At 65.9% G+C, this 18,412-nt stretch carries 19 protein-coding genes and 1 tRNA gene; 10 read left to right on the forward strand and 10 right to left on the reverse strand.

Features of this window, described 5'->3' with window-relative positions; genetic code table 11:
* Both AC5RV1_RS11020 and AC5RV1_RS11025 read right to left on the reverse strand, forming a co-directional pair.
* A complete protein-coding gene (locus AC5RV1_RS11020) occupies nt 1-483 on the reverse strand; it encodes an FHA domain-containing protein FhaB/FipA (protein WP_163164931.1) in 483 nt (160 codons plus the stop codon).
* Nucleotides 480-1,223, reverse strand: coding sequence for an FHA domain-containing protein (locus AC5RV1_RS11025; protein WP_493994540.1), 744 nt, complete (start codon nt 1,221-1,223; stop codon nt 480-482). Before AC5RV1_RS11025 ends, AC5RV1_RS11020 begins: the two co-directional genes overlap by 4 nt.
* A 375-nt stretch (nt 1,224-1,598) precedes the next feature.
* On the opposite strand from AC5RV1_RS11025, the gene AC5RV1_RS11030 reads away from it, so the two are divergent.
* Nucleotides 1,599-1,681 (forward strand) — tRNA-Leu (locus AC5RV1_RS11030).
* Between the two features lie 107 nt (nt 1,682-1,788).
* Here AC5RV1_RS11030 and AC5RV1_RS11035 read toward each other — a convergent pair.
* Nucleotides 1,789-2,487, reverse strand: a complete 699-nt coding sequence (locus AC5RV1_RS11035; RefSeq protein ID WP_493945588.1) for a FadR/GntR family transcriptional regulator — start codon at nt 2,485-2,487, stop codon at nt 1,789-1,791.
* Nucleotides 2,488-2,497: 10 nt separating this feature from the next.
* A complete protein-coding gene (locus tag AC5RV1_RS11040) occupies nt 2,498-3,625 on the reverse strand; it encodes an L-talarate/galactarate dehydratase (protein WP_493994541.1) in 1,128 nt (375 codons plus the stop codon).
* 414 nt (nt 3,626-4,039) lie between these two features.
* Here AC5RV1_RS11040 and rlmN point away from each other — a divergent pair, with 414 nt between their 5' ends.
* On the forward strand, nt 4,040-5,275 hold the full coding sequence (gene rlmN, locus AC5RV1_RS11045) for a dual-specificity RNA methyltransferase RlmN (protein WP_493994542.1): 1,236 nt from the start codon (nt 4,040-4,042) through the stop codon (nt 5,273-5,275).
* 6 nt (nt 5,276-5,281) lie between these two features.
* Here the strand turns inward: rlmN and AC5RV1_RS11050 are convergent, their stop codons facing one another.
* A complete protein-coding gene (locus tag AC5RV1_RS11050; protein ID WP_493945591.1) occupies nt 5,282-5,983 on the reverse strand; it encodes a TetR/AcrR family transcriptional regulator in 702 nt (233 codons plus the stop codon).
* Nucleotides 5,984-6,121: 138 nt separating this feature from the next.
* On the opposite strand from AC5RV1_RS11050, the gene AC5RV1_RS11055 reads away from it, so the two are divergent.
* Together AC5RV1_RS11055 and AC5RV1_RS11060 are read left to right on the forward strand one after the other, a co-directional pair.
* Nucleotides 6,122-7,507, forward strand: coding sequence for a flavin monoamine oxidase family protein (locus tag AC5RV1_RS11055; protein ID WP_493945592.1), 1,386 nt, complete (start codon nt 6,122-6,124; stop codon nt 7,505-7,507).
* A 112-nt stretch (nt 7,508-7,619) separates the two neighbouring features.
* Nucleotides 7,620-8,102, forward strand: a complete 483-nt coding sequence (locus AC5RV1_RS11060) for a pyridoxamine 5'-phosphate oxidase family protein (protein WP_493994543.1) — start codon at nt 7,620-7,622, stop codon at nt 8,100-8,102.
* Between the two features lie 6 nt (nt 8,103-8,108).
* Here AC5RV1_RS11060 and AC5RV1_RS11065 read toward each other — a convergent pair whose 3' ends face one another.
* Nucleotides 8,109-8,705 (reverse strand): DUF6919 domain-containing protein, encoded by a 597-nt coding sequence (locus AC5RV1_RS11065; protein WP_493994544.1) that lies wholly within the window; start codon nt 8,703-8,705, stop codon nt 8,109-8,111.
* Nucleotides 8,706-8,775: 70 nt separating this feature from the next.
* The gene (locus AC5RV1_RS11070) at nt 8,776-9,375 is read right to left on the reverse strand and encodes a hypothetical protein (RefSeq protein ID WP_493994545.1); all 600 of its coding nucleotides are present in this window, start codon (nt 9,373-9,375) and stop codon (nt 8,776-8,778) included.
* A 154-nt stretch (nt 9,376-9,529) separates the two neighbouring features.
* Between AC5RV1_RS11070 and AC5RV1_RS11075 the strand changes: the two genes are divergently transcribed.
* The 5 genes from AC5RV1_RS11075 (at nt 9,530) to AC5RV1_RS11095 (ending at nt 14,921) form a co-directional block, all read left to right on the forward strand.
* Nucleotides 9,530-9,910, forward strand: coding sequence for a VOC family protein (locus tag AC5RV1_RS11075; protein ID WP_493994546.1), 381 nt, complete (start codon nt 9,530-9,532; stop codon nt 9,908-9,910).
* Nucleotides 9,911-10,027: 117 nt separating this feature from the next.
* Nucleotides 10,028-10,786, forward strand: a complete 759-nt coding sequence (locus AC5RV1_RS11080) for a LamB/YcsF family protein (RefSeq protein WP_493994547.1) — start codon at nt 10,028-10,030, stop codon at nt 10,784-10,786.
* Nucleotides 10,783-12,429 carry a 5-oxoprolinase subunit B/C family protein gene (locus AC5RV1_RS11085; protein WP_493994548.1) on the forward strand — a complete coding sequence of 549 codons (1,647 nt, stop codon included), beginning with the start codon at nt 10,783-10,785 and terminating at the stop codon, nt 12,427-12,429. The genes AC5RV1_RS11080 and AC5RV1_RS11085 overlap by 4 nt, the downstream gene beginning before the upstream one ends.
* Nucleotides 12,426-14,171 (forward strand): acetyl/propionyl/methylcrotonyl-CoA carboxylase subunit alpha, encoded by a 1,746-nt coding sequence (locus AC5RV1_RS11090; protein WP_493994549.1) that lies wholly within the window; start codon nt 12,426-12,428, stop codon nt 14,169-14,171. The genes AC5RV1_RS11085 and AC5RV1_RS11090 overlap by 4 nt, the downstream gene beginning before the upstream one ends.
* A 66-nt stretch (nt 14,172-14,237) precedes the next feature.
* On the forward strand, nt 14,238-14,921 hold the full coding sequence (locus tag AC5RV1_RS11095; RefSeq protein WP_493994558.1) for a GntR family transcriptional regulator: 684 nt from the start codon (nt 14,238-14,240) through the stop codon (nt 14,919-14,921).
* 69 nt (nt 14,922-14,990) lie between these two features.
* Here AC5RV1_RS11095 and AC5RV1_RS11100 read toward each other — a convergent pair whose 3' ends face one another.
* The 3 genes from AC5RV1_RS11100 to AC5RV1_RS11110 all read right to left on the reverse strand — a co-directional run bounded on the left by AC5RV1_RS11100 (nt 14,991) and on the right by AC5RV1_RS11110 (nt 17,584).
* Nucleotides 14,991-15,815: a putative hydro-lyase gene (locus AC5RV1_RS11100; RefSeq protein ID WP_493994550.1), complete on the reverse strand. Its 825-nt coding sequence runs from the start codon at nt 15,813-15,815 to the stop codon at nt 14,991-14,993.
* Between the two features lie 8 nt (nt 15,816-15,823).
* Entirely contained in the window at nt 15,824-16,975 is a 1,152-nt protein-coding gene (locus AC5RV1_RS11105; protein ID WP_493994559.1) for an NRAMP family divalent metal transporter, read from the reverse strand.
* Nucleotides 16,976-17,188: 213 nt separating this feature from the next.
* Nucleotides 17,189-17,584, reverse strand: coding sequence for a DUF5997 family protein (locus AC5RV1_RS11110; RefSeq protein ID WP_493994551.1), 396 nt, complete (start codon nt 17,582-17,584; stop codon nt 17,189-17,191).
* On the opposite strand from AC5RV1_RS11110, the gene AC5RV1_RS11115 reads away from it, so the two are divergent.
* Complete coding sequence (locus tag AC5RV1_RS11115) at nt 17,547-18,383, forward strand: LysR substrate-binding domain-containing protein (RefSeq protein ID WP_493994552.1); 837 nt, start codon at nt 17,547-17,549, stop codon at nt 18,381-18,383. The genes AC5RV1_RS11110 and AC5RV1_RS11115 overlap by 38 nt on opposite strands.
* The last annotated feature ends 29 nt before the right edge of the window (nt 18,384-18,412 follow it).

The following is an 18,412-nucleotide window of genomic DNA, read 5'->3' on the forward strand; positions in this document are numbered from 1 at the left end:
CTATGGCCTCAATTCAATGACCGTCTTGCCGATTCTCACGGGTACGCCAAGCTCAACGGGCAGGGCACGGGTCAGCTGCTGGTCAGCCAGGTAGGTGCCGTTGGTCGAACCCAGGTCCTCGATGAACCAGCGGCTGCCCTGCGGAAACAGCCTGGCGTGACGGCCGGAGGCGTAGTCGTCCTCCAGGACCAGGGTGGCCTCCTGCGCGCGGCCCAAAAGGATGGGGCTCGCGGCCAGCGGAAGTGTTCGGCCCTTAAGCGGGCCTTCGACGACCACCAGTTGCCGGGCCTGCTGCTTCACGGGTTGTGGCGTGGCTTCGGCCAATTCGGGATTTTTGCGCATCTGCCGGGCTGTTGGGGCGCCGGCGGCGGCCTTCCGGCCCACCATAAGATCCCGGCGCATGGTGGAGACGATGCTGAAGATCAGCACCCAGAGCAGCAACAGGAAACCGAACCGCAAGGCGGTGATGGTGAGTTCACTCATGCGTGGCCGCCAGGGCTGGCAGGAAGCAGGCGGAAGATGATCTTTGTCCGTCCCATGGTGATGGTGGAGCCGTCGGTGAGTTCGGTGCTTCCCGAGACCTTGTGCCCGTTCACGTAGCTCCCGTTGGTGGAACCCATGTCCACTGCCGTGGTGACGCCATTAGCCGTGCGGATTTCAAGGTGGCGGCGGGATACGCCGGTGTCCTCGACCAGGATGTCGGCCTCCGAGGACCTGCCGAGCACGATGGACGGGGCGTTGAGTGAGTACCGCTGGCCGTCGATATCGAGGACGGGCTGCAGCCGGACCGGCTGGCGGCTGGGAGCGGCAGGCAGGTTGGGCCGGGGGGAGGGAGCGCCTGTTGTGCCTTTGGATTTCTCGGTTGAGGAGACAATTTCGAAGTCGCCGGCGCGCAGTTCTGTATCGCGGCGGAAGGAGATCCGCACCGAACCCTGCAGGGTGTAGCCCTGGCTGCGGACGTGGTTGATCACAACATCGCAGAGTTCTTCGGCCAGCGGGGTACCCCATTCCTGGGCGCGTTTGAAGTCATCATCGCTGAGCTGGACATCAAAAACGTTGGGCACCAAGGTGCGTCCCGCGGCGACGGTAAGGGACTTGTGGTCCACTTCCCGGCGCAGCCTGCTGGCGATTTCGACGGGTTCAACCTGGGCGCGCGAGCCGGTGGAGAAGACGCCCCGGACGGCCTTTTCGATGCCGCGCTCGACTTTGTCCAGCAGACCCATGGTTCTTCTCCTTTCCCCCCGGCTGCGGGGCAGTTTTCGTTCCGTAAGTTCACTTGCAGTGGTGTTCCCAAGCCGCCGGTGTGCCTGCATCCAGCAGCCACTCCTACATCCGATACTACTGGGCGGGCCCGTGAATGACCTTAATCCACAACGGCCGGGCGCTGCCAAAAGTTCAGATTCCGATGGTCTGCAGTGCCTGGTTGCCCGCGGTGTTGGCTGTGTTGTGGGTCGGTTCCTGGCCTTAGTCCGTGGGCGGTTGTGGGTGGCCCGGTGCCCCAATTGGTATTTTCCGGGCAATGTCCGTTATGCTTGATCTCGCTGCTTTTACAGGGTTGCGGCTCGGGAAACCGGACGGGATTCTGTGAAGGAAGTTGCGCGCGAGTGGCGGAACGGCAGACGCGCTGGCTTCAGGTGCCAGTATCCGAAAGGGTGTGGGGGTTCAAATCCCCCCTCGCGCACGCACATCAAGAGCCCCGGTCAATAGACCGGGGCTCTTTTGCTTTTGCTGCCCGAATGCCTGCCTGCATCCCTGCCTGCCTGGGCGCAGGGCCGGAAACAACCCAGGTTAGGGCCGGGCGGAAGCCTTGAACCGGCGTCGGGAGTTGGCAAGGTGGCTGCGCATGGCGGCGGCTGCGGCAGCCTCGTCGCCCTCGGCAATGGCTTCTGAGATGGAACGGTGTTCCTGGACCACCTGGTCGAAATGGTCGCGCGCATAGTGTTCCGCGTCGGTCATCAGCCGGGTGCGCGGCATCGCGATCATGGTCTGGCCAAGGGCGGCCAGGCAGTCGGAGTAGTAGGGGTTGCCGGACGCGGCAGCAACGGCCCGGTGGAACTCGAAGTCGGACTTCATGGCATGCGCCGGATGGCCGGCACTCAATGTGAACTCGTCAAGTGCCGCCGTTACAGCACGGAGCTGCCGCTCGGTGTGGTTCCGCGCGGCCAGCGCCGCCGCTTCAGCTTCCACCCCGATCCGGAATTCGAGCAGGTGGAGCCGGTCCTCCATGGTTGCGACGGGACGGGCCCCGGGTGCTGCCTGGGGCCCGTCCGATGGCGGGGTGAGGGCGAAGCTGCCGCGCCCTCGTTCGGTTTCGACCAGTCCCTCGGCCTGCAGCCTGGTCAGCGCGGCGCGCACCACGGTACGGCTCACCCCGAAGTCGCTGATGAGGGTGTTTTCGCTGGGGAGCTTCTCGCCCGGCTGGATGACACCGTCGACAATGCGGGTGCGAAGGTCAGCGGCGAGGTCCGCGGTGAGGTTCCGGCTCATGGCAACAAGGTTACGCGCCGAACTCCACGGACTCGGTGGTCCAGGCGCGTGCCTGGTCGCTCAGCGTGACGCCCAGGCCGGGGCGGTCCGGAACGATCATCCGGCCGTCTTTGGTCTCAAGCCGCTCGTTGAACAGGGGATCGAGCCAGTCGAAGTGCTCAACCCACGGCTCGCGCGGGTACGCAGCGGCCAGGTGCAGGTGGATTTCCATGGCGAAGTGCGGGGCAAGGCCCAGCCCGCGCTCGTCGGCAAGCGCAGCCAGGCGAAGGAACTGGGTGATACCACCCACCCGGGGGGCGTCCGGCTGGATGATGTCGCAGCTGTTGGCGTTGATGAGGCCTTTGTGTTCGGCCACGGAAGCGAGCATTTCGCCGGTGGCGATGGGGGTGTCCAGGACCTGGGCAAGGTGCGCGTGGCCCTCGAAGTCGTAGGCGTCCAGGGGCTCCTCGATCCAGATGAGGTTGAACTCTTCGAGCTGGCGGCCCATCCGCAGCGCGGTGGCGCGGTCCCACTGCTGGTTGGCGTCCACCATCAGCGGGACGTCCCAGCCGATGTGCTCGCGGATGCCGGCGACGCGGCGCAGGTCCTCTTTGCTGTCCGGGAGGCCCACCTTGATTTTGATGCCGCCGATGCCCTCCTCGAGGGACTGCGTGGCGCGGGCCTTCACTTCTTCAAGGGTGGCGTTGAGGAAACCGCCGGAGGTGTTGTAGGTCTGCACGGAGTCGCGGTAGGAGCCAAGGAACTTGGCGAGCGGCAGGCCGGCCCGCTTGGCTTTGAGGTCATAGAGGGCGATGTCGATCGCTGCCAGGGCCTGGGTGGCAACGCCGGACCGGCCTACCGAAGCTCCTGCCCACAGCAGTTTGGTGTAGATCTTGGCGATGTCGTTGGGATCCTCGCCGATGATGCCTTCGGCCACTTCCTTGGCATGCGCGTACTGGGCCGGGCCCCCGGCACGCTTTGAGTAGCTGAAGCCGACGCCGGTGTGCCCCAGCTCCGTGGTGATCTCGGCGAAGAGGAAGACCACCTCGGTCATGGGCTTCTGCCGGCCGGTGAAAACCTTGGCGTCGCTGATGGGAACAGCGAGGGGCAGGCGGGCGGTGGACAGTTTGACGTGGCGGATCAGGTCGACGGTACTCACGGTTTCTCCTTTGGGCGGCGCTGGGCTCCTTCGCCCGCCCTCTTATTCTACAAGTGAGCAACTTGTATTACAACCACGTTGGCTTATGAGTCTGACATCCCCCACCGGAGGCAGGTTTCACTATCAGTGGGAAAGAGGCGCCGCATAAACTTAGGGGGTACGCAGCGAACGCAGTTGGCGGGTGCAGCGTGCTTCAGAACGGAGAGCGCCATGCTCGGGATCCTCATGTGCAAACTGAACCTGCGCCACGTCTGGCACATAGAATCTGCGGAAGATGGCAGCGGCCGTTATCGGCGCTGCACGCGATGCGGTAAGTACGACCGCGACAGGGACGGCAGTGGCTTTATGCACTGACGGGCACGGCGTTGCCGCGTCCCTTTTTCGGCAATATCAAGGCATGGGACAATGGAGGGGATGACTTCCCCCACTTCTTCCTCCGAAGCTCCCGCGCGCGCCCGTCAAGAGGCCCCGGAGAGCACCCGCCCGCAGGTCCGCCCGACTGCCGAAGGCTGGGAGCAGGCGCGTACCGTCGAGGGCCGGCCGCTGCTCCAATTCGCGTCACCGCGGGTAAAGCAGCCGCCCACGCATCTTGCCGACCTGAGCCTGGCCGAGCGCGGAGCGAAGATGAAGGAGCTTGGCCTTCCTGCCTTCCGGGCGAAGCAGCTCTCCACACACTACTTCCAGCACTGGACCGTCGACCCGGAAGCCATGAGCGACCTCCCCAAGGCCGGCCGGGAGGAACTCGTTTCCCAGATGTTCCCGCCGCTGCTCACCGAGGTCCGCCGCCAGCGCAGCGACAAGGGGGATACCATCAAGTTCCTCTGGCGGTTATTCGACGGAGCGCTGGTGGAGTCCGTGCTGATGCGCTACCCCGGCCGCATCACTCTCTGCATCTCCTCACAGGCCGGCTGCGGCATGAACTGCCCGTTCTGCGCCACCGGCCAGGCCGGTCTGACCCGGAACATGTCGACGGCGGAGATCGTTGACCAGGTGGTCGCTGCGAACCGGGTAATAGCGGCCGGTGAGCTGGGCCCCAAGGAGCACGACGACGAGCGTGTCAGCAACATCGTGTTTATGGGCATGGGTGAGCCGCTGGCCAACTACAAGCGCGTCATGGCCGCGCTCCACCGCTTCGTGGATCCCGCACCCGAGGGCCTGGGTATGTCCGCCCGCAACATCACGGTCTCGACGGTGGGCCTTGTCCCCGCCATCCGCAAGCTTGCGGACGAGGACCTGCCCGTCACGTTCGCGCTGTCCCTGCATGCTCCCGACGACGAGCTCCGCGACGAGCTGATCCCGGTCAACAACCGCTGGAAGGTGGACGAGGCGCTCGACGCGGCGTATGACTACTACCGCAAGACGGGCCGCCGCGTCAGTATCGAGTACGCGCTCATCAAGGACATGAACGACCACCCCTGGCGTGCAGACCTGCTGGGGAAGAAGCTCAACCAGCGCGGCCGCGGCTGGGTGCACGTGAACCCGATCCCGCTCAACCCGACCCCGGGCTCCATCTGGACCGCCTCGGATAAGCCGGTGGAGCAGGAATTCATCGCGCGGCTCCGCGCCGCGGGCGTGCCCTGCACCCTGCGCGACACCCGCGGCAAGGAGATCGACGGCGCCTGCGGCCAGCTTGCCGCTGCCGAAGACTAGGGGCTCTCAGCCCCGCAGGGCACCGAGCCCTGAGATCAGCGCCTCGAGCCCAAGCTCGAACGCCGCGTCCGCCGGCCGGCCCGGCACTTCGGCACCGCTACGGGCGGCGGCGCTTCGGACGGCTGCGGTGAAGTGAGGCGTGGTGCCGGCCATGGATCCCGCCTCGAAGATGTCCTCGGGTGCGGTCACGTCGTACGCCGAGCCGAAGATAAAGGACTCCAGCGCCACGATGGAGGACACGACGCGGTCCTGGGGGAAGCCGGCGTCGAGAAAGCCCTTGCTCACGGTCTCGTACATCGCCAGTGTCTGCGGCGCATCAGTTACCGGAAGGACGGCGATCACCGGAATCAGGGGGGTGTGCTCGGCGAAGACGTTGCGGTAGCTCCACGCCCAGCTGCGCACCGCGTCCTCCCAAGGGGCCGAGCCGAAATCGGACACATCCACCAGCGAGGTGAGGTGGTCCTCCACCAGGAGCAGGACGTCCCGTTTGGCTGCCACATGGTTGTAAAGGGCCGACGGCGCCACGTCCAGTTCCTTGGCCAGGCCCGCCATTGTCAGGCCGTCGTAGCCCTTGCGGTTGATCAGTTCCAGCGCCGCCGCCGTGATCCCGGCTTTGTCCAGCAGTGCGGCCGAGGGCCGGCCCGCCCGCCGCCTGGCGGTGCCGGGTTTTCCGGCGGCGCGTCCCTGTACAGCTGGTACTGCCGGCATTACTGGCCTTTCTCTGGTGGTCTCCAGCATTATTCCATCCGGCACTTCCGGTCGGCGCAGGGAACCGCTATAGTTCTAATAAATGAATGGCATTCATTTAGTGGCCCCCATCACTGCGGGGACCCAAGAGAGGACATCATGCTGAACCTGAACCGCGACGTTGTGGTCGTTGGAGCCGGGCCGTCCGGACTTACCGCAGCCCGTGAACTGAAGAAGGCCGGCCTGAGCGTCGCCGTGCTTGAGGCGCGCGACCGCGTAGGCGGCCGCACCTGGACCGACACGGTGAACGGGGCGATGCTGGAGATCGGCGGCCAGTGGGTCTCGCCGGACCAGACCGTACTCCTGGAGCTGCTCGAGGAACTCGGCCTGCAGACCTATCCCCGGTATCGCGAAGGCGACTCGATGTACATCGGCGCCGATGGCGTGCCTGTCCGCTACACGGGGGACACGTTCCCTGTGGATCCGGACACCAAAGCCGAGATGGACAAGCTGGTGGGGCTGCTGGACGCGCTGGCCGCTGAGATCGGCGCCACGGAGCCGTGGGCACATCCGAAAGCACGCGAGCTGGACACCGTTTCCTTCCACCACTGGCTGCGGCAGAACTCGGCCAACGAGGAAGCGTGCAACAACATCGGCCTGTTCATCGCCGGCGGCATGCTCACCAAGCCGGCCCACGCGTTCTCGGCCCTGCAGGCAGTGCTGATGGCCGCTTCGGCCGGGTCCTTCACCCACCTCACCGACGAGGACTTCATCCTGGACCGGCGCGTCGTGGGCGGTATGCAGCAGGTTTCCCTGCTGCTCGGGCAGGAGTTGGGGGACGACGTCGTCCTTAACTCCCCGGTGCGCACCATCAACTGGGAGCCGGACGCCGACGGCGGGCACCGCGTCACCGTCGTCTCGGAACGGGCCACTGTGAACGCTCGGTTCGTGATCATGGCCGTGCCGCCCAACCTCTATACCCGCGTCTCGTTCAACCCGCCGCTGCCCCGCCGCCAGCACCAGATGCACCAGCACCAGTCACTGGGCCTGGTTATCAAGGTCCACGCGGTCTACAGCCGCCCGTTCTGGCGGAACTCCGGCCTGTCCGGAACCTGCTTCGGCGCCGGATCCCTGGTCCAGGAGGTGTACGACAACACCAACTTCGAGGACACCAGGGGAACCCTGGTGGGCTTTATCTCGGACGAAAAGGCCGACGCCGTCTTCGAGTTGAGCCCCGAAGAACGCAAGGGCGCGGTGCTGGAGTCCATTGCCGGTTTCCTCGGCGCCGAGGCGCTGGAGCCCGAGGTCTATTACGAGTCGGACTGGGGTTCGGAGGAATGGACCCGCGGCGCCTACGCCTCCAGCTATGACCTAGGCGGCCTCCACCGCTACGGCAAAGACCAACACGCACCCGTTGGACCCATCTACTGGTCGTCTTCGGACCTCGCGGCGGAAGGCTACCAGCACGTTGACGGCGCCATCCGGATGGGGCGCCGCACCGCAGAACGCATCTGCGAAGCGGCGCGCGTGACGGTCCCTGCCTAAGCCCGGACAGCCCGGCCGGCGACGAAAAGGCCGGCCGGGTGGATTCTAAGCATGCTTACTAATAGGCTGGTGGATGGGGAGCGTCCCCGCATGCAGACGAACGAGGTGAAATATGACTGACACCGAGAGCATCAGCAAGGTCACGGACATCATCAACGATTCCCACATCGGAATGTTGACCACCATTAACGAAGAAGGCGCCCTCGTCAGCCGGCCGCTGGCGGTCCAGGAAGTCAAGGACGACGGCGACATGTGGTTCTTCACCGGCCTCGGCACCTCGCAGGTCGCCCATGTCCGGGCTGACCCGCGCGTGAACGTTTCCTTTGGCAAGAACACTGAATGGGTCTCCGTTGCCGGAACCGCTGAGGTGGTAACGGACCGGGAGAAAATCCGGGGGATGTGGAACCAGGCTGTTGAAGCGTGGTTCCCGGATGGCCCGGACACTCCTGAGGTGTGCCTGCTCCGCATCGATTCGGACTCCGCCGAGTACTGGACGAGCCCCGGCGGGACCGCCGCGACGGTGTTCCAGTGGGTTAAGTCCAAGGTCACCCACAGCCGAATGAGCGTGGGCGAAAGCGGCACCGTAGAGCTGTAGGCCCGATTAACCGTTCAGGGCGCCGAGGACGGCGGGCAGCAGCACGTTGTCCCGGCCCCAGGACGGGTCCAGGATCTCCACGTACCAGGAGTCCGCGAGCAGGAGCGCCAGCGTTTCGTTGGTTTCATCGGCCCAGTCCTGGATCTGCTCCTCCGTCACGGGGTTCTCGCTGGACCCCAGGACGGTCACCACCTCGCCTCCGTTCACGGTGACCGGGATGGCTGCACTGCTTGACTCGCCCGGGGCATGCACCACGGCGACCAGTTCGGAGCGGGTGGAGAGGGCCAGGAGTTCCGTGGCGACTTCTGCACTGCAAAAGCCGGTGACGTACTGGCGCTGGGCAAGGCCGGCTGAGCGGAGCCCGGGTTGTGATTCCTTCGTGAACACCCCGCTTCGGTTCAGGGCAGCGAGGCCGGGCGCGATGGCTGCGGTTTCAGCGTCGTAGGTGGCAGTGAAGGTGGCGGCCTGATACTCGCTGTGGCCCTCCAGCCAGCGCGCGGTCAGCTCACCCGCAGCCTCCAGCGTGATGGCCTGGCTCCAGACTTCCCGGTCCTCCAGCCGCCTGCCGAACTGGTCACGGCTTTCCGTTTCTTGAGGCTCCATCCTCGGATGCTACGGCGCTGCGCCGCCGGACTCCAGCGGCTGCGACACAGCAGTTAATGCGCGCCGGCAGTCAGCGTCCGCTGGCGGGGATTCCTGCCGCCTGCTCGGCGGCGGCGAGAGCGCGGCCAAAACGTTCGACGGCTGGCGGATACCCTTGGTGCCCCGCGGCCCGGAGCTGCTCGGCCTCGCGCATGGCCTTAATAACGGCGGCGGTCTGGGGCAGCCGGACGTCGGTCATGGCAGGGTAGTCGATGCAGTACGCGGGATCCAGTTCGTATCGGCGCCAGCGCTCCAGCAGCACGCTGTGTTCAGCCTGTGCGGCCGTGTGCAGGGGCAGGTACTCCCGGCGTTGCCGCCGAAGGGACAGCCAGGCCACCATCCGCGGGCTGCCCCAATAGGCAGCGACACCGGAAGCAACGGCCGCGCCGGCGAGGAAGAGCCCTGCCCAGGCCGATGTCAGTGCGGGGATGAGCAGGGCAGGTAGGGCCACCGCCGCGCCGAGGAACAGGTCCCAGAACAACTGGTCCGAACGCTCAGGTTCCGTGCCCGTGCCGGCCAGGGCCCGCCGTCGTACCTGGAAAACGGTGGCCGCAACGCTGCCCACCAGCACGGATCCACACAGTAGAAGGACCCACGCCCCCTGGAACAGGGATTCTGCGATGGCTGCCACCTTGCACCTCCACGTCCGCAGGCCCGGGCGGGAAACGCCCGGCTGGTCCTTCCATTCCAGCGCCTTCCCGTTCTTGGGTCAATGGCAATGGCAGACCGCCGGATGGCGAGGGCGGGGCTTTCCGGGCCGCTTGGCGGCACGTACGTTTGGGACCATGAGACTCAAAATGTGCAGCATCCACGTTCAGGACCCCGCCGCGGCCCATACCTTCTACACCGAAACGCTTGGCTTCGAAACCCTGATGGCCATGCCTGAGTACAACCTGTTCATCATCAAGGACCCCGGCGCGGACCAGAGCTCCGTGGGCCTGCTGCTGGAACCCAGCGACAATCCGATTGCTGCGGACTACATGAAGGGACTGTACAAGGCCGGCATGCCTGCGATTGTGTTTGGCGTCCCGGACGTGCGGGCGGAGTACGAGCGGCTCACCAAGGCGGGAGTGAGCTTCCGCGGCGAACCGGCGGAAGACCCCTCCGGGATCAGCGCCGTGTTCGACGACGGCTGCGGCAACTACATCCAGCTCCATCAGGACTGACCTGCGGAGACTGACCTCAGAGACTGACACGCCAGGGCCCAGTCCCCACAGATTGTTGAACAATCCGTGTCTATCGGGCATGATGGTGGGAGAAGCCAACCTGAGACGAGGGTCACAATGCCATCCATCGATCTGAACAGCGACGTCGGAGAGTCCTTCGGCAGCTGGACCTTGGGCGATGACGCGGCCGTGTTCCGCCACGTCACCAGCGCCAACGTGGCCTGCGGTTTCCACGCCGGGGACCCCAGCACGATCGCGCGGACCTGCCGCGATGCCGTGGCCGCCGGGGTGACCATCGGAGCGCACGTGGGGTACCGGGACCTGGCCGGTTTCGGCCGCCGGTTCCTGGACTGCTCCGCCTCCGAACTCGCCGACGACGTGCTCTACCAGCTGGGAGCCCTGCAGGCCCTTGCCCGCGCCGCCGGGTCAGAGATCAAGTACGTCAAGCCCCACGGTGCGCTGTACAACGCGATCGTCCACCACGAAGTCCATGCCGCGGCGGTGGTTGATGCCGTGCACGCCTTCAGCCCAGGGCTGCCGCTGTTGCTCCTTCCCGGATCGGTGGCGCTGCGGAAGGCGGAGGCCCGGGGCCTCCAAGGCATGGCTGAAGCCTTCGCCGACCGCGCCTACAACCCGGACGGCACCCTGGTATCGCGGCGGGAGCCGGGCTCGGTGCTGCACGACAATGAAGCGGTCACCAGGAACATGGTGCTCCTGGCCACCGAAGGCAAGATCATCGCCCGGGACGGCAGCGTCCTGGACGTCCATGCGGACAGCATCTGCGTGCACGGCGACACCCCCGGTGCCGTAGCGATGGCCGGAGCTGTCAGGGCGGGGCTCGAGGCCAGCGGTGTCACCGTCCGGAGTTTTGCGTGAGTATCACCGGAATCCGCTGGGCCGGACCCCGCGCCCTGCTGGTGGAACTGGCCAACCTTAACTCCGTGCTGGCCTTCCACCAGCGTGTCCAGGCGGCTCCTTTGCCGGGGCAGTTGGATGCTATTGCCGCAGCTGCGACCGTCCTGGTGAAATTTGCAAGCCAGGCGCAGGCACGGGGGGCACGTGCCGCCGTCGAACAGTTCCAGCTCGAAGGCGTCCGGACGGTCGGGGGCCGGGAGGTCACCATCGAAGTGGTGTACGACGGCGAAGACCTCGCCGAGGTGGGACGCCTCACCGGGCTCGGCGCGGACGGTGTGGTTGCCGCCCATACGGGCCAGCCCTGGACGGCTGCCTTTGGCGGCTTCGCGCCGGGATTCGCTTATCTAGTGGGCGATAACAACAGCCTCGCCGTTCCGCGCAGGCCTACACCCCGGACAGCTGTTCCTGCCGGTTCCGTTGCCTTGGGCGGCGAATTTTCCGCGGTGTATCCCCGGCAGTCGCCTGGCGGCTGGCAGCTGATCGGACGCACCTCGGCCGTGATGTGGGATCTGGAACGGGAGCAGCCCGCGCTGATCCGGCCCGGAGACACAGTCCGTTACGTGGCCGTTGACTCGTTGACGGAGCCTCCCGGCACCGCGCCTATTTCCACGGGGGAGACGGATGCGGACCGGCCCGATGCCGTCCGCTCCGGACTCGAGATCCTGCAGCCCGGCCTGCAGTCCCTGCTGCAGGATCTGGGCCGGCCGGGACTGGGGGACCTCGGCGTTTCCGCCTCCGGCGCCGCGGACCAGCAGTCAGCCCGCCAGGCGAACAGGCTGGTGGGAAACGGCCCCGCTGCCGCCGTCGTCGAAAATCTTCTCGGCGGGCTCACCGTAAGGGCCATGGGTGACCAGGTGGCAGCAGTCACCGGCGCCGCCGCCCCCCTCGAGGTCCGCTCCGCCGAAGGCGGCCTGCTGCTGCGGCCCGACCCTTGCGCTCCGTTCGCACTGCTCGACGGCGAAAGCCTCACCGTGGGAGCGCCGGCCCTCGGACTGCGCACCTACCTGGCTGTCCGCGGCGGATTCGATGTTCCGCCGGTCCTCGGCAGCCGTTCCACCGACACCATGTCCGGGCTGGGTCCTGCTCCACTCGCAACCGGCACCCGGGTACCCGTGGCTCCTGCCACTGAACGAACGGCGGTGGGTCATCCGGAGCCGTCCGCACTGCGGGTTGGAGCCGGAACCACCGAGCTCAGGGTGACCTTGGGCCCCCGCGAGGACTGGTTCCCCGAGGAAGCTGTCAAGGTCCTCACCCAACAGCAATGGCAGGTCTCGGACCAGTCAAACAGGATCGGCGTACGCCTGGTCCCGGACCCCGGCCACGGGCGCCCCCTCGAACGCAGCCGCACGGGGGAGCTCGCCAGCGAGGGCGCAGTGGCCGGCGCCCTCCAGGTTCCCCCCAGCGGGCATCCCGTAATTTTCCTCGCCGACCATCCCGTTACCGGCGGGTACCCCGTGATCGCCGTGGTGATCCCCGAAGACCTCCCCGTCGCCGCCCAGGTCCCACCCGGCGGACGCGTCCGGTTCACGGTGGTTGATTCCGCAACGCTGGAACCCCTCGCACAAGCCGCCAAAGACACCATTTCCGAGAGAATCCCGTCATGAAAAAAGTCCTGATCGCCAACCGTGGCGAGATTGCCGTCCGCATCGTCCGCGCCTGTTACGACTACGGCCTGCAATCCGTGGCGGTGTATTCGGATCCGGACGCCGATGCCCTCCACGTGCGGATGGCAGGCGAAGCGTATGCGCTGGGCGGTTCAACCGGGGCCGAGACCTACCTGGACATGGGGAAAGTGATTGCTGTGGCCCTGCGCTCCGGCGCCGACGCAGTGCACCCCGGCTACGGGTTCCTGTCCGAGAACGCCGACTTCGCCCAGGCGGTGCTGGATGCCGGCCTGACCTGGATAGGCCCTACCCCGGAATCCATCCGCGCACTGGGTAACAAGGTGACCGCCCGGGACATCGCGGTCAGGGCCGGCGCCCCGCTGGTTCCCGGCAGTGACGGCCCGGTGGCCAATGCAGGCGAAGTCCTGGCCTTCGCCCAGGAGTACGGCCTGCCGGTGGCCATCAAGGCGGCTTTTGGCGGCGGCGGACGCGGGCTGAAAGTTGCCCGGCGCCTCGAGGACGTTGAAGACGCCTTTGATTCGGCAGTCCGGGAATCCACCGCTGCATTCGGGCGCGGCGAGTGCTTCGTTGAGCGCTTCCTGGACCAGCCGCGACACGTTGAGGCGCAGGTCCTGGCGGACACTCACGGCAATGTGGTGGTGCTGGGCACCCGGGACTGCTCCCTGCAGCGCCGTAACCAGAAGCTCGTCGAGGAGGCGCCGGCGCCCTTCCTGACAGCAGACCAGCGTGCGCAGATACATGCGTCGGCGAAAGCCATCTGCCGGGAAGCGGACTACCACGGTGCAGGAACGGTGGAGTACCTCGTTGGCAAGGACGGGATCATCTCCTTCCTTGAGGTCAATACCAGGCTCCAGGTGGAGCACCCGGTAACCGAGGAAACGTCCGGCGTGGACCTGGTCCGGGAACAGTTCCGGATCGCTTCCGGCGGCACGCTCTCGCTCACTGCGGATCCCGAACCGCGCGGGCATGCCATCGAATTCAGGCTCAACGCCGAGGATCCGGCCCGCGGATTCCTGCCGGGACCCGGAATTGTCGAGGCTTTCGAGCCGCCCACCGGCGCCGGGATCCGCGTGGACAGCGGGGTTCGCTCCGGCTCCGTAGTGTCCGGACACTACGACTCGCTCCTGGCCAAACTCATTGTGCACGGGGAAGACCGGAACCAGGCACTGCGCCGGGCACGGGCTGCCCTGGACGAGATGCAGATCAAGGGCCTGCCCACCGTGCTTCCCTTCCACCGGGCAGTGGTGCGGCACCCGGACTTCACCGCCGACGACCGGCTGGGCGTCAATACCACCTGGATTGAAAACGAGTTCGCCGAGCCCCTCGCGGCTTCTCCCGAGATAGCCCGCACCGCCCCTGCGTCAGCCCGGACCACCATCACCGTGGAGCTGGACGGCAAGGCGGTCCAGCTGGGGCTGCCCTCCCGGATTTACGAAGCGCTGATCAACGGCGGTGGCGGTTCCGTGACGGCTGCCGTTAACGCGCAGGGCGCTGCGGCGGACGGCCAGGATGGCAGGCTCGTATCTCCCATGGCCGGCTCACTGGTGAAGTGGCTGGTGGACACGGGTGACCAGGTTGAAGCCGGCCAGCCCATCGCGGTGCTGGAAGCCATGAAGATGGAAACCACTGTGGCCGCCCACCGGCCGGGAACGGTGGCAAGGGGAGCGCAGGAGCCAGGATCCGCCGTCGCACGCGGAGACGTCCTGGCCAGCATCGCCTGAGGCACTGCTTTAAGTCGCCTCCCGTGCGCTGGCGCTGCCAGCCTTGGGTACATTGGGGTTATGCCCATGAACGCTGCACTGCAGGGGATCGCCGAAAGTGCACCCGCAACCCACGCCCATACCGGCGCGTGGGTTGCGGGCGTGCTCCGCGCCCGGATCTCGGCCGGCCAGCTCCCGCCCGGCACCAAGTTGTCAGAGCAGAAACTGTCTGCGGCGCTTGGCGTTTCAAGAAACACCCTGCGGGAAGCTTTCACCGTCCTTGCCGGCGAATCGGTGGTCCAGCGGATTCCCAACCGGGGCGTCTACGTAGCTGCCCCCGGTGGTGACGACGTGCGGGAAATCTATCGCGTGCGGCGGGTCATCGAGCCGGCTGCCGTCCTGTGGGGGGATCTCACGGACGACGCCCTCGACCGGCTGGACGCCATCATTGTCCGCGCCCAGGAAGCACTGGCCACTGGCTCGGTGACGGGCATGGGCGACGCCAACCAGGAACTCCACAAGGCGCTCGTGGGGCTCTCGGGCAGTGCATCGCTGGACGAGCTGATGGAGAAGGTCCTGGCCGAGATGCGCCTGGTGTTCCATGCAATGGCCACCACCCCTGATTTCCACAGCCACTACGTGGAGCGTAACGCCACGCTGGTGGCCCAGATCCGTTCCGGCCGGCGTGAGGAAGCCGCCGCCGAGCTCCGGCGCTACCTGGATGCCGCAGAACAGGAACTGCTGGCCCACATGGGCATCATTCCCTCCTGAACGGCAACATGCCCTGCGGGCAGAAAGCGCGCAGGGCATGAAGCGCCGGAATCCGGCTTCGTGGTGCTGCTAGGGCACCATATAGCTGCTGTCCCTGGCGTCGGTGATCAGCATGTGGCCCGGGGCATGCCCGATGGCCAGGGCGGGCCGGGACTCCATCACGGCGGCCTGCGGTGTTACCCCACAGGCCCAGAACACCGGCACGTGATGGGCCGGAACGTCCACTGCGTCGCCGAAGTCGGGCCGGGAAATATCGGCGATGCCCAGTTGTTCGGGGTTTCCCACGTGGACCGGGGCGCCATGCACGGCCGGGTAGCGCGATGTTATCCGGACGGCGTCCGCAACCTGGGATGCGGGAACAGGGCGCATGGACACCACGAGCGGCCCGGCCATGGCCCCTGCCGGTTCACAGCGGACGTTGGTCCGGTACATGGGCACATTCACCCCCTGGTCGATGTGGGCAACACGGATTCCGTTTTCCTGGAGTGCAGCCTCGAAGGTGAAGCTGCAGCCTACGATGAACGTGACCAGGTCATCCCGCCAGTAGTGCATGATGTCGGTTGGTTCGTCCGTCTTAACGCCGTCCACGTAGACGGCGTAGCGGGCAACATCGGTACGAACGTCACCGCCGGCGAGGAGGGCGCCGCTGGTTTCGCCGGCGTCAAGCACTCCCAGGATGGGGCACGGCTTCGGGTTCCGCTGCGCAAACAACAGGACGTCGAAGGCCTGGGCTTTGGGGACAATAATCAGGTTCGCCTGGGTGTAGCCTGCGCTCCACCCTGAGGTGGGGCTGACCAGTCCTGCACGGAACAGTGCCCGCGATTCTGATGGCGCCAGGGCGGCAGGGTTAGTGGGGAAATCGACGCCTGCGGGAAGGTTTTTTGACAAGAACATTGCTCCTCCTATGCCCACATCTTGGTCAGGCCTACCAGCGAATTCCAGCCCAGGAACAGCGTGAGCAGCCAGGCCAGGACGCCGATGATGAGCAGCCACTTGGGGTAGGCGTAGCCCTGCATCAGGTCACGTCGGCGCCAGGCAACCCAGAGCAGGACAGCAAAGCCGACAGGAAGGATGAGTCCGTTGAAGGCGCCGGCGAAGATGAGCAGCTGCTGCGGAGCCTGGCCGATCAGCAGGTACGCAACTGCACAGAAGGCGATGAAGCCCACGGTGATCAGGTTCCGGGTCCGTTCCGGAGTGCTGGACTTGGTGATGAACGAAACCGAGGTGTAGGCAGCGCCGATGACGGAGGTCACGGAAGCGGCCCACAGAATCACGCCAAACATCCGCAGGCCGATTTGTCCGGCTGCTGCTTCGAACGCGGACGCCGCAAGGTTGTTGTTGGCCAGCGCCACGCCGCCGGCCACCACTCCAAGGATGGCCAGGAAGAGCAGCACCCGCATCAGGCAGGTGACCAGGATTCCCAGTATCGAGCTCCGGGTGATTTCCCTGACGTGCTCCACTCCCGTGGCGCCGGAGTCAAGCAGCCGGTGTGCGCCGGCGTAGGTGATGTAACCGCCAATTGTCCCGCCGATCAGGGTGGTGATGACCAGGAAGTCCACCTTCTCAGGCATGACCGTGTTCCGCAGTGCTTCACCCAGGGGCGGTGCGGAGACGATGGCCACGTACAGCGTCATCAGGATCATGAGTGCGCCCAGGATCACCACGATCTTGTCCAGGGCGACGCCGGCCCGCTTGCTGAGGAAGATCAGGATGGCAATGACGGCGGAAATCGCGCCGCCCAGTTTCGGGTCCAGGCCCATCATGGCGTTGGTGCCGAGCCCTGTTCCGGCGATGTTGCCGATGTTGAATACCAGGCCGCCAAGGAAAACGAGTCCGGCAAGGAACCAGCCGATGCCGGGCAGCACCCTGTTGCCCAGTTCCTGGGCGCGCATGCCCGAGACGCCGATAACCCGCCAGACGTTGGTCTGTACCGCGATGTCCACCAGGATCGACACGAGGATGGCGAAGGCGAAGGCGGCCCCCAGCTGCACCGTAAATGCTGCTGTCTGGGTAATGAAACCCGGGCCGATTGCGCTGGTGGCCATGAGGAACATGGCTCCCAGGAGGGCTGAACGCCTGCCGGCCTTCGTAGTGCCCGATGTCAGTGTTGCGGTACTTTCCACAGATCCGTCCAAACGTGCGGGTGACTGGAGTCACAGAGGGGATGTACGGGCAACACTACAGACTGTTCAACAATCTATGCAAGGGATTGTTGAACAATAGTTTGGTTTGCGGGAAGAAATTCCGGTTGATGGAGCCCCCGGAAGCTAGGCGCGGGCCTGCTTGGCTTCCTTTTTGGCGGTTTCTTCCTTGACTCGCTGGGCTTCAGCCCGAACGGCGGCGTGGGTGGCGCGCTCGGTGACCAGCCACGCGGGGGGAGCCTGCAGCAGTGCGGTGATTTCCGCCGTCGTCAAGGCTTCCTCGATGCCGCCGCGGGCCAGGCCGCTGATGGAGACGTTCAGCTTCTGGGCCACTACCGGACGCGGGTGCGGACCGTTGCGGCGGAGTTCGGCGAGCCATTCCGGCGGGTTGGCCTGGAGTTCGGCGAACTCTTCGCGGGTGATGGTTGATTCCTGGAACTCCTGCGGTGTTGCGGGCAGGTAGATGCCAAGTTTCTTGGCAACGGTGGCCGGCTTCATGGACTGGGAGTTTGCAGAGGTCATGCTTCAAGGGTATCCGGGCGGGCGGTACTGTGAAGACGTGCCCACCGACAACGCCCCCCAGACAGACGCCGGTTCCGCAGGGTCTGCTGACCCGGCTGGGCCGGATGCCCCCCGCACGCTCCGCATCGCCTATGTGGCGGGGGTGACGCCCGGAAAGTGGATCCGCCGGTGGGAAGAACGGGTGCTGGACATTCCGCTCCAGGCGTTTATGTCCGACGACGGCGCGCAGGTCGAGGTGTTGCGTCACGGGATCGCGGACCTCAGCTTCGTCCGCCTTCCGGTGGAGCGCGAGGGCCTCAGCGTGATTCCCCTGTACGAGGAGCAGCCCGTGGTGGTTGCACCCAAGGGCCATGAGATTTCGGTGTTCGAGGAAGTGGCGCTGGCTGATGTGGAGCAGGAGGCCTTCCTGGACGTGGCTGCGCTGGGCGGTCCGGAAGCTGCGTTGCAGGTGGTGGCAACAGGGGCGGGCCTGGTGATCCTGCCCATGTCCGTGGCTCGCCATTTCAACGTCAAAGACACGGTGGCGCGGCGGCTCATGGGAGCGCCTCCGACCGAGATAGCTGTTGCCTGGCCTGCCGATTCCACGGACGAAGTCATCGAGGAATTCATTGGGATCGTCCGGGGGCGTACCGCCCAGAGCTCCCGCCAGCCGTCCGCCCAGCCCTTAAAGGCCAAGAAGGAACCCAAGCCGGACCGGCGCGGCAGCGGAACCAAGAAGGCGCCCAAGGTAGCCCAGCGCTATGCCCCCAATCCGGACAAGGGCCGGGGTAAGGGTTCCCGCAAGAAGGGCAAGCGCTAGCCAAAACACTAAAGGTGGAAGTCGTCTAC

The organism is Arthrobacter sp. Hb9-2 (assembly GCF_059091165.1).

Bases quoted from the DNA above. Each gene is read 5' to 3' on its own strand.
- AC5RV1_RS11100 (WP_493994550.1), bottom strand. From the start codon at position 15,815: ATGTTCTTGTCAAAAAACCTTCCCGCAGGCGTCGATTTCCCCACTAAC.
- AC5RV1_RS11025 (WP_493994540.1), bottom strand. From the start codon at position 1,223: ATGGGTCTGCTGGACAAAGTCGAGCGCGGCATCGAAAAGGCCGTCCGG.
- AC5RV1_RS11080 (WP_493994547.1), top strand. From the start codon at position 10,028: ATGCCATCCATCGATCTGAACAGCGACGTCGGAGAGTCCTTCGGCAGC.
- AC5RV1_RS11035 (WP_493945588.1), bottom strand. From the start codon at position 2,487: ATGAGCCGGAACCTCACCGCGGACCTCGCCGCTGACCTTCGCACCCGC.
- AC5RV1_RS11095 (WP_493994558.1), top strand. From the start codon at position 14,238: ATGAACGCTGCACTGCAGGGGATCGCCGAAAGTGCACCCGCAACCCAC.
- AC5RV1_RS11050 (WP_493945591.1), bottom strand. From the start codon at position 5,983: ATGCCGGCAGTACCAGCTGTACAGGGACGCGCCGCCGGAAAACCCGGC.
- AC5RV1_RS11105 (WP_493994559.1), bottom strand. From the start codon at position 16,975: ATGTTCCTCATGGCCACCAGCGCAATCGGCCCGGGTTTCATTACCCAG.
- rlmN (WP_493994542.1), top strand. From the start codon at position 4,040: ATGACTTCCCCCACTTCTTCCTCCGAAGCTCCCGCGCGCGCCCGTCAA.
- AC5RV1_RS11060 (WP_493994543.1), top strand. From the start codon at position 7,620: ATGACTGACACCGAGAGCATCAGCAAGGTCACGGACATCATCAACGAT.
- AC5RV1_RS11065 (WP_493994544.1), bottom strand. From the start codon at position 8,705: ATGGAGCCTCAAGAAACGGAAAGCCGTGACCAGTTCGGCAGGCGGCTG.
- AC5RV1_RS11110 (WP_493994551.1), bottom strand. From the start codon at position 17,584: ATGACCTCTGCAAACTCCCAGTCCATGAAGCCGGCCACCGTTGCCAAG.
- AC5RV1_RS11020 (WP_163164931.1), bottom strand. From the start codon at position 483: ATGAGTGAACTCACCATCACCGCCTTGCGGTTCGGTTTCCTGTTGCTG.
- AC5RV1_RS11075 (WP_493994546.1), top strand. From the start codon at position 9,530: ATGAGACTCAAAATGTGCAGCATCCACGTTCAGGACCCCGCCGCGGCC.
- AC5RV1_RS11090 (WP_493994549.1), top strand. From the start codon at position 12,426: ATGAAAAAAGTCCTGATCGCCAACCGTGGCGAGATTGCCGTCCGCATC.
- AC5RV1_RS11055 (WP_493945592.1), top strand. From the start codon at position 6,122: ATGCTGAACCTGAACCGCGACGTTGTGGTCGTTGGAGCCGGGCCGTCC.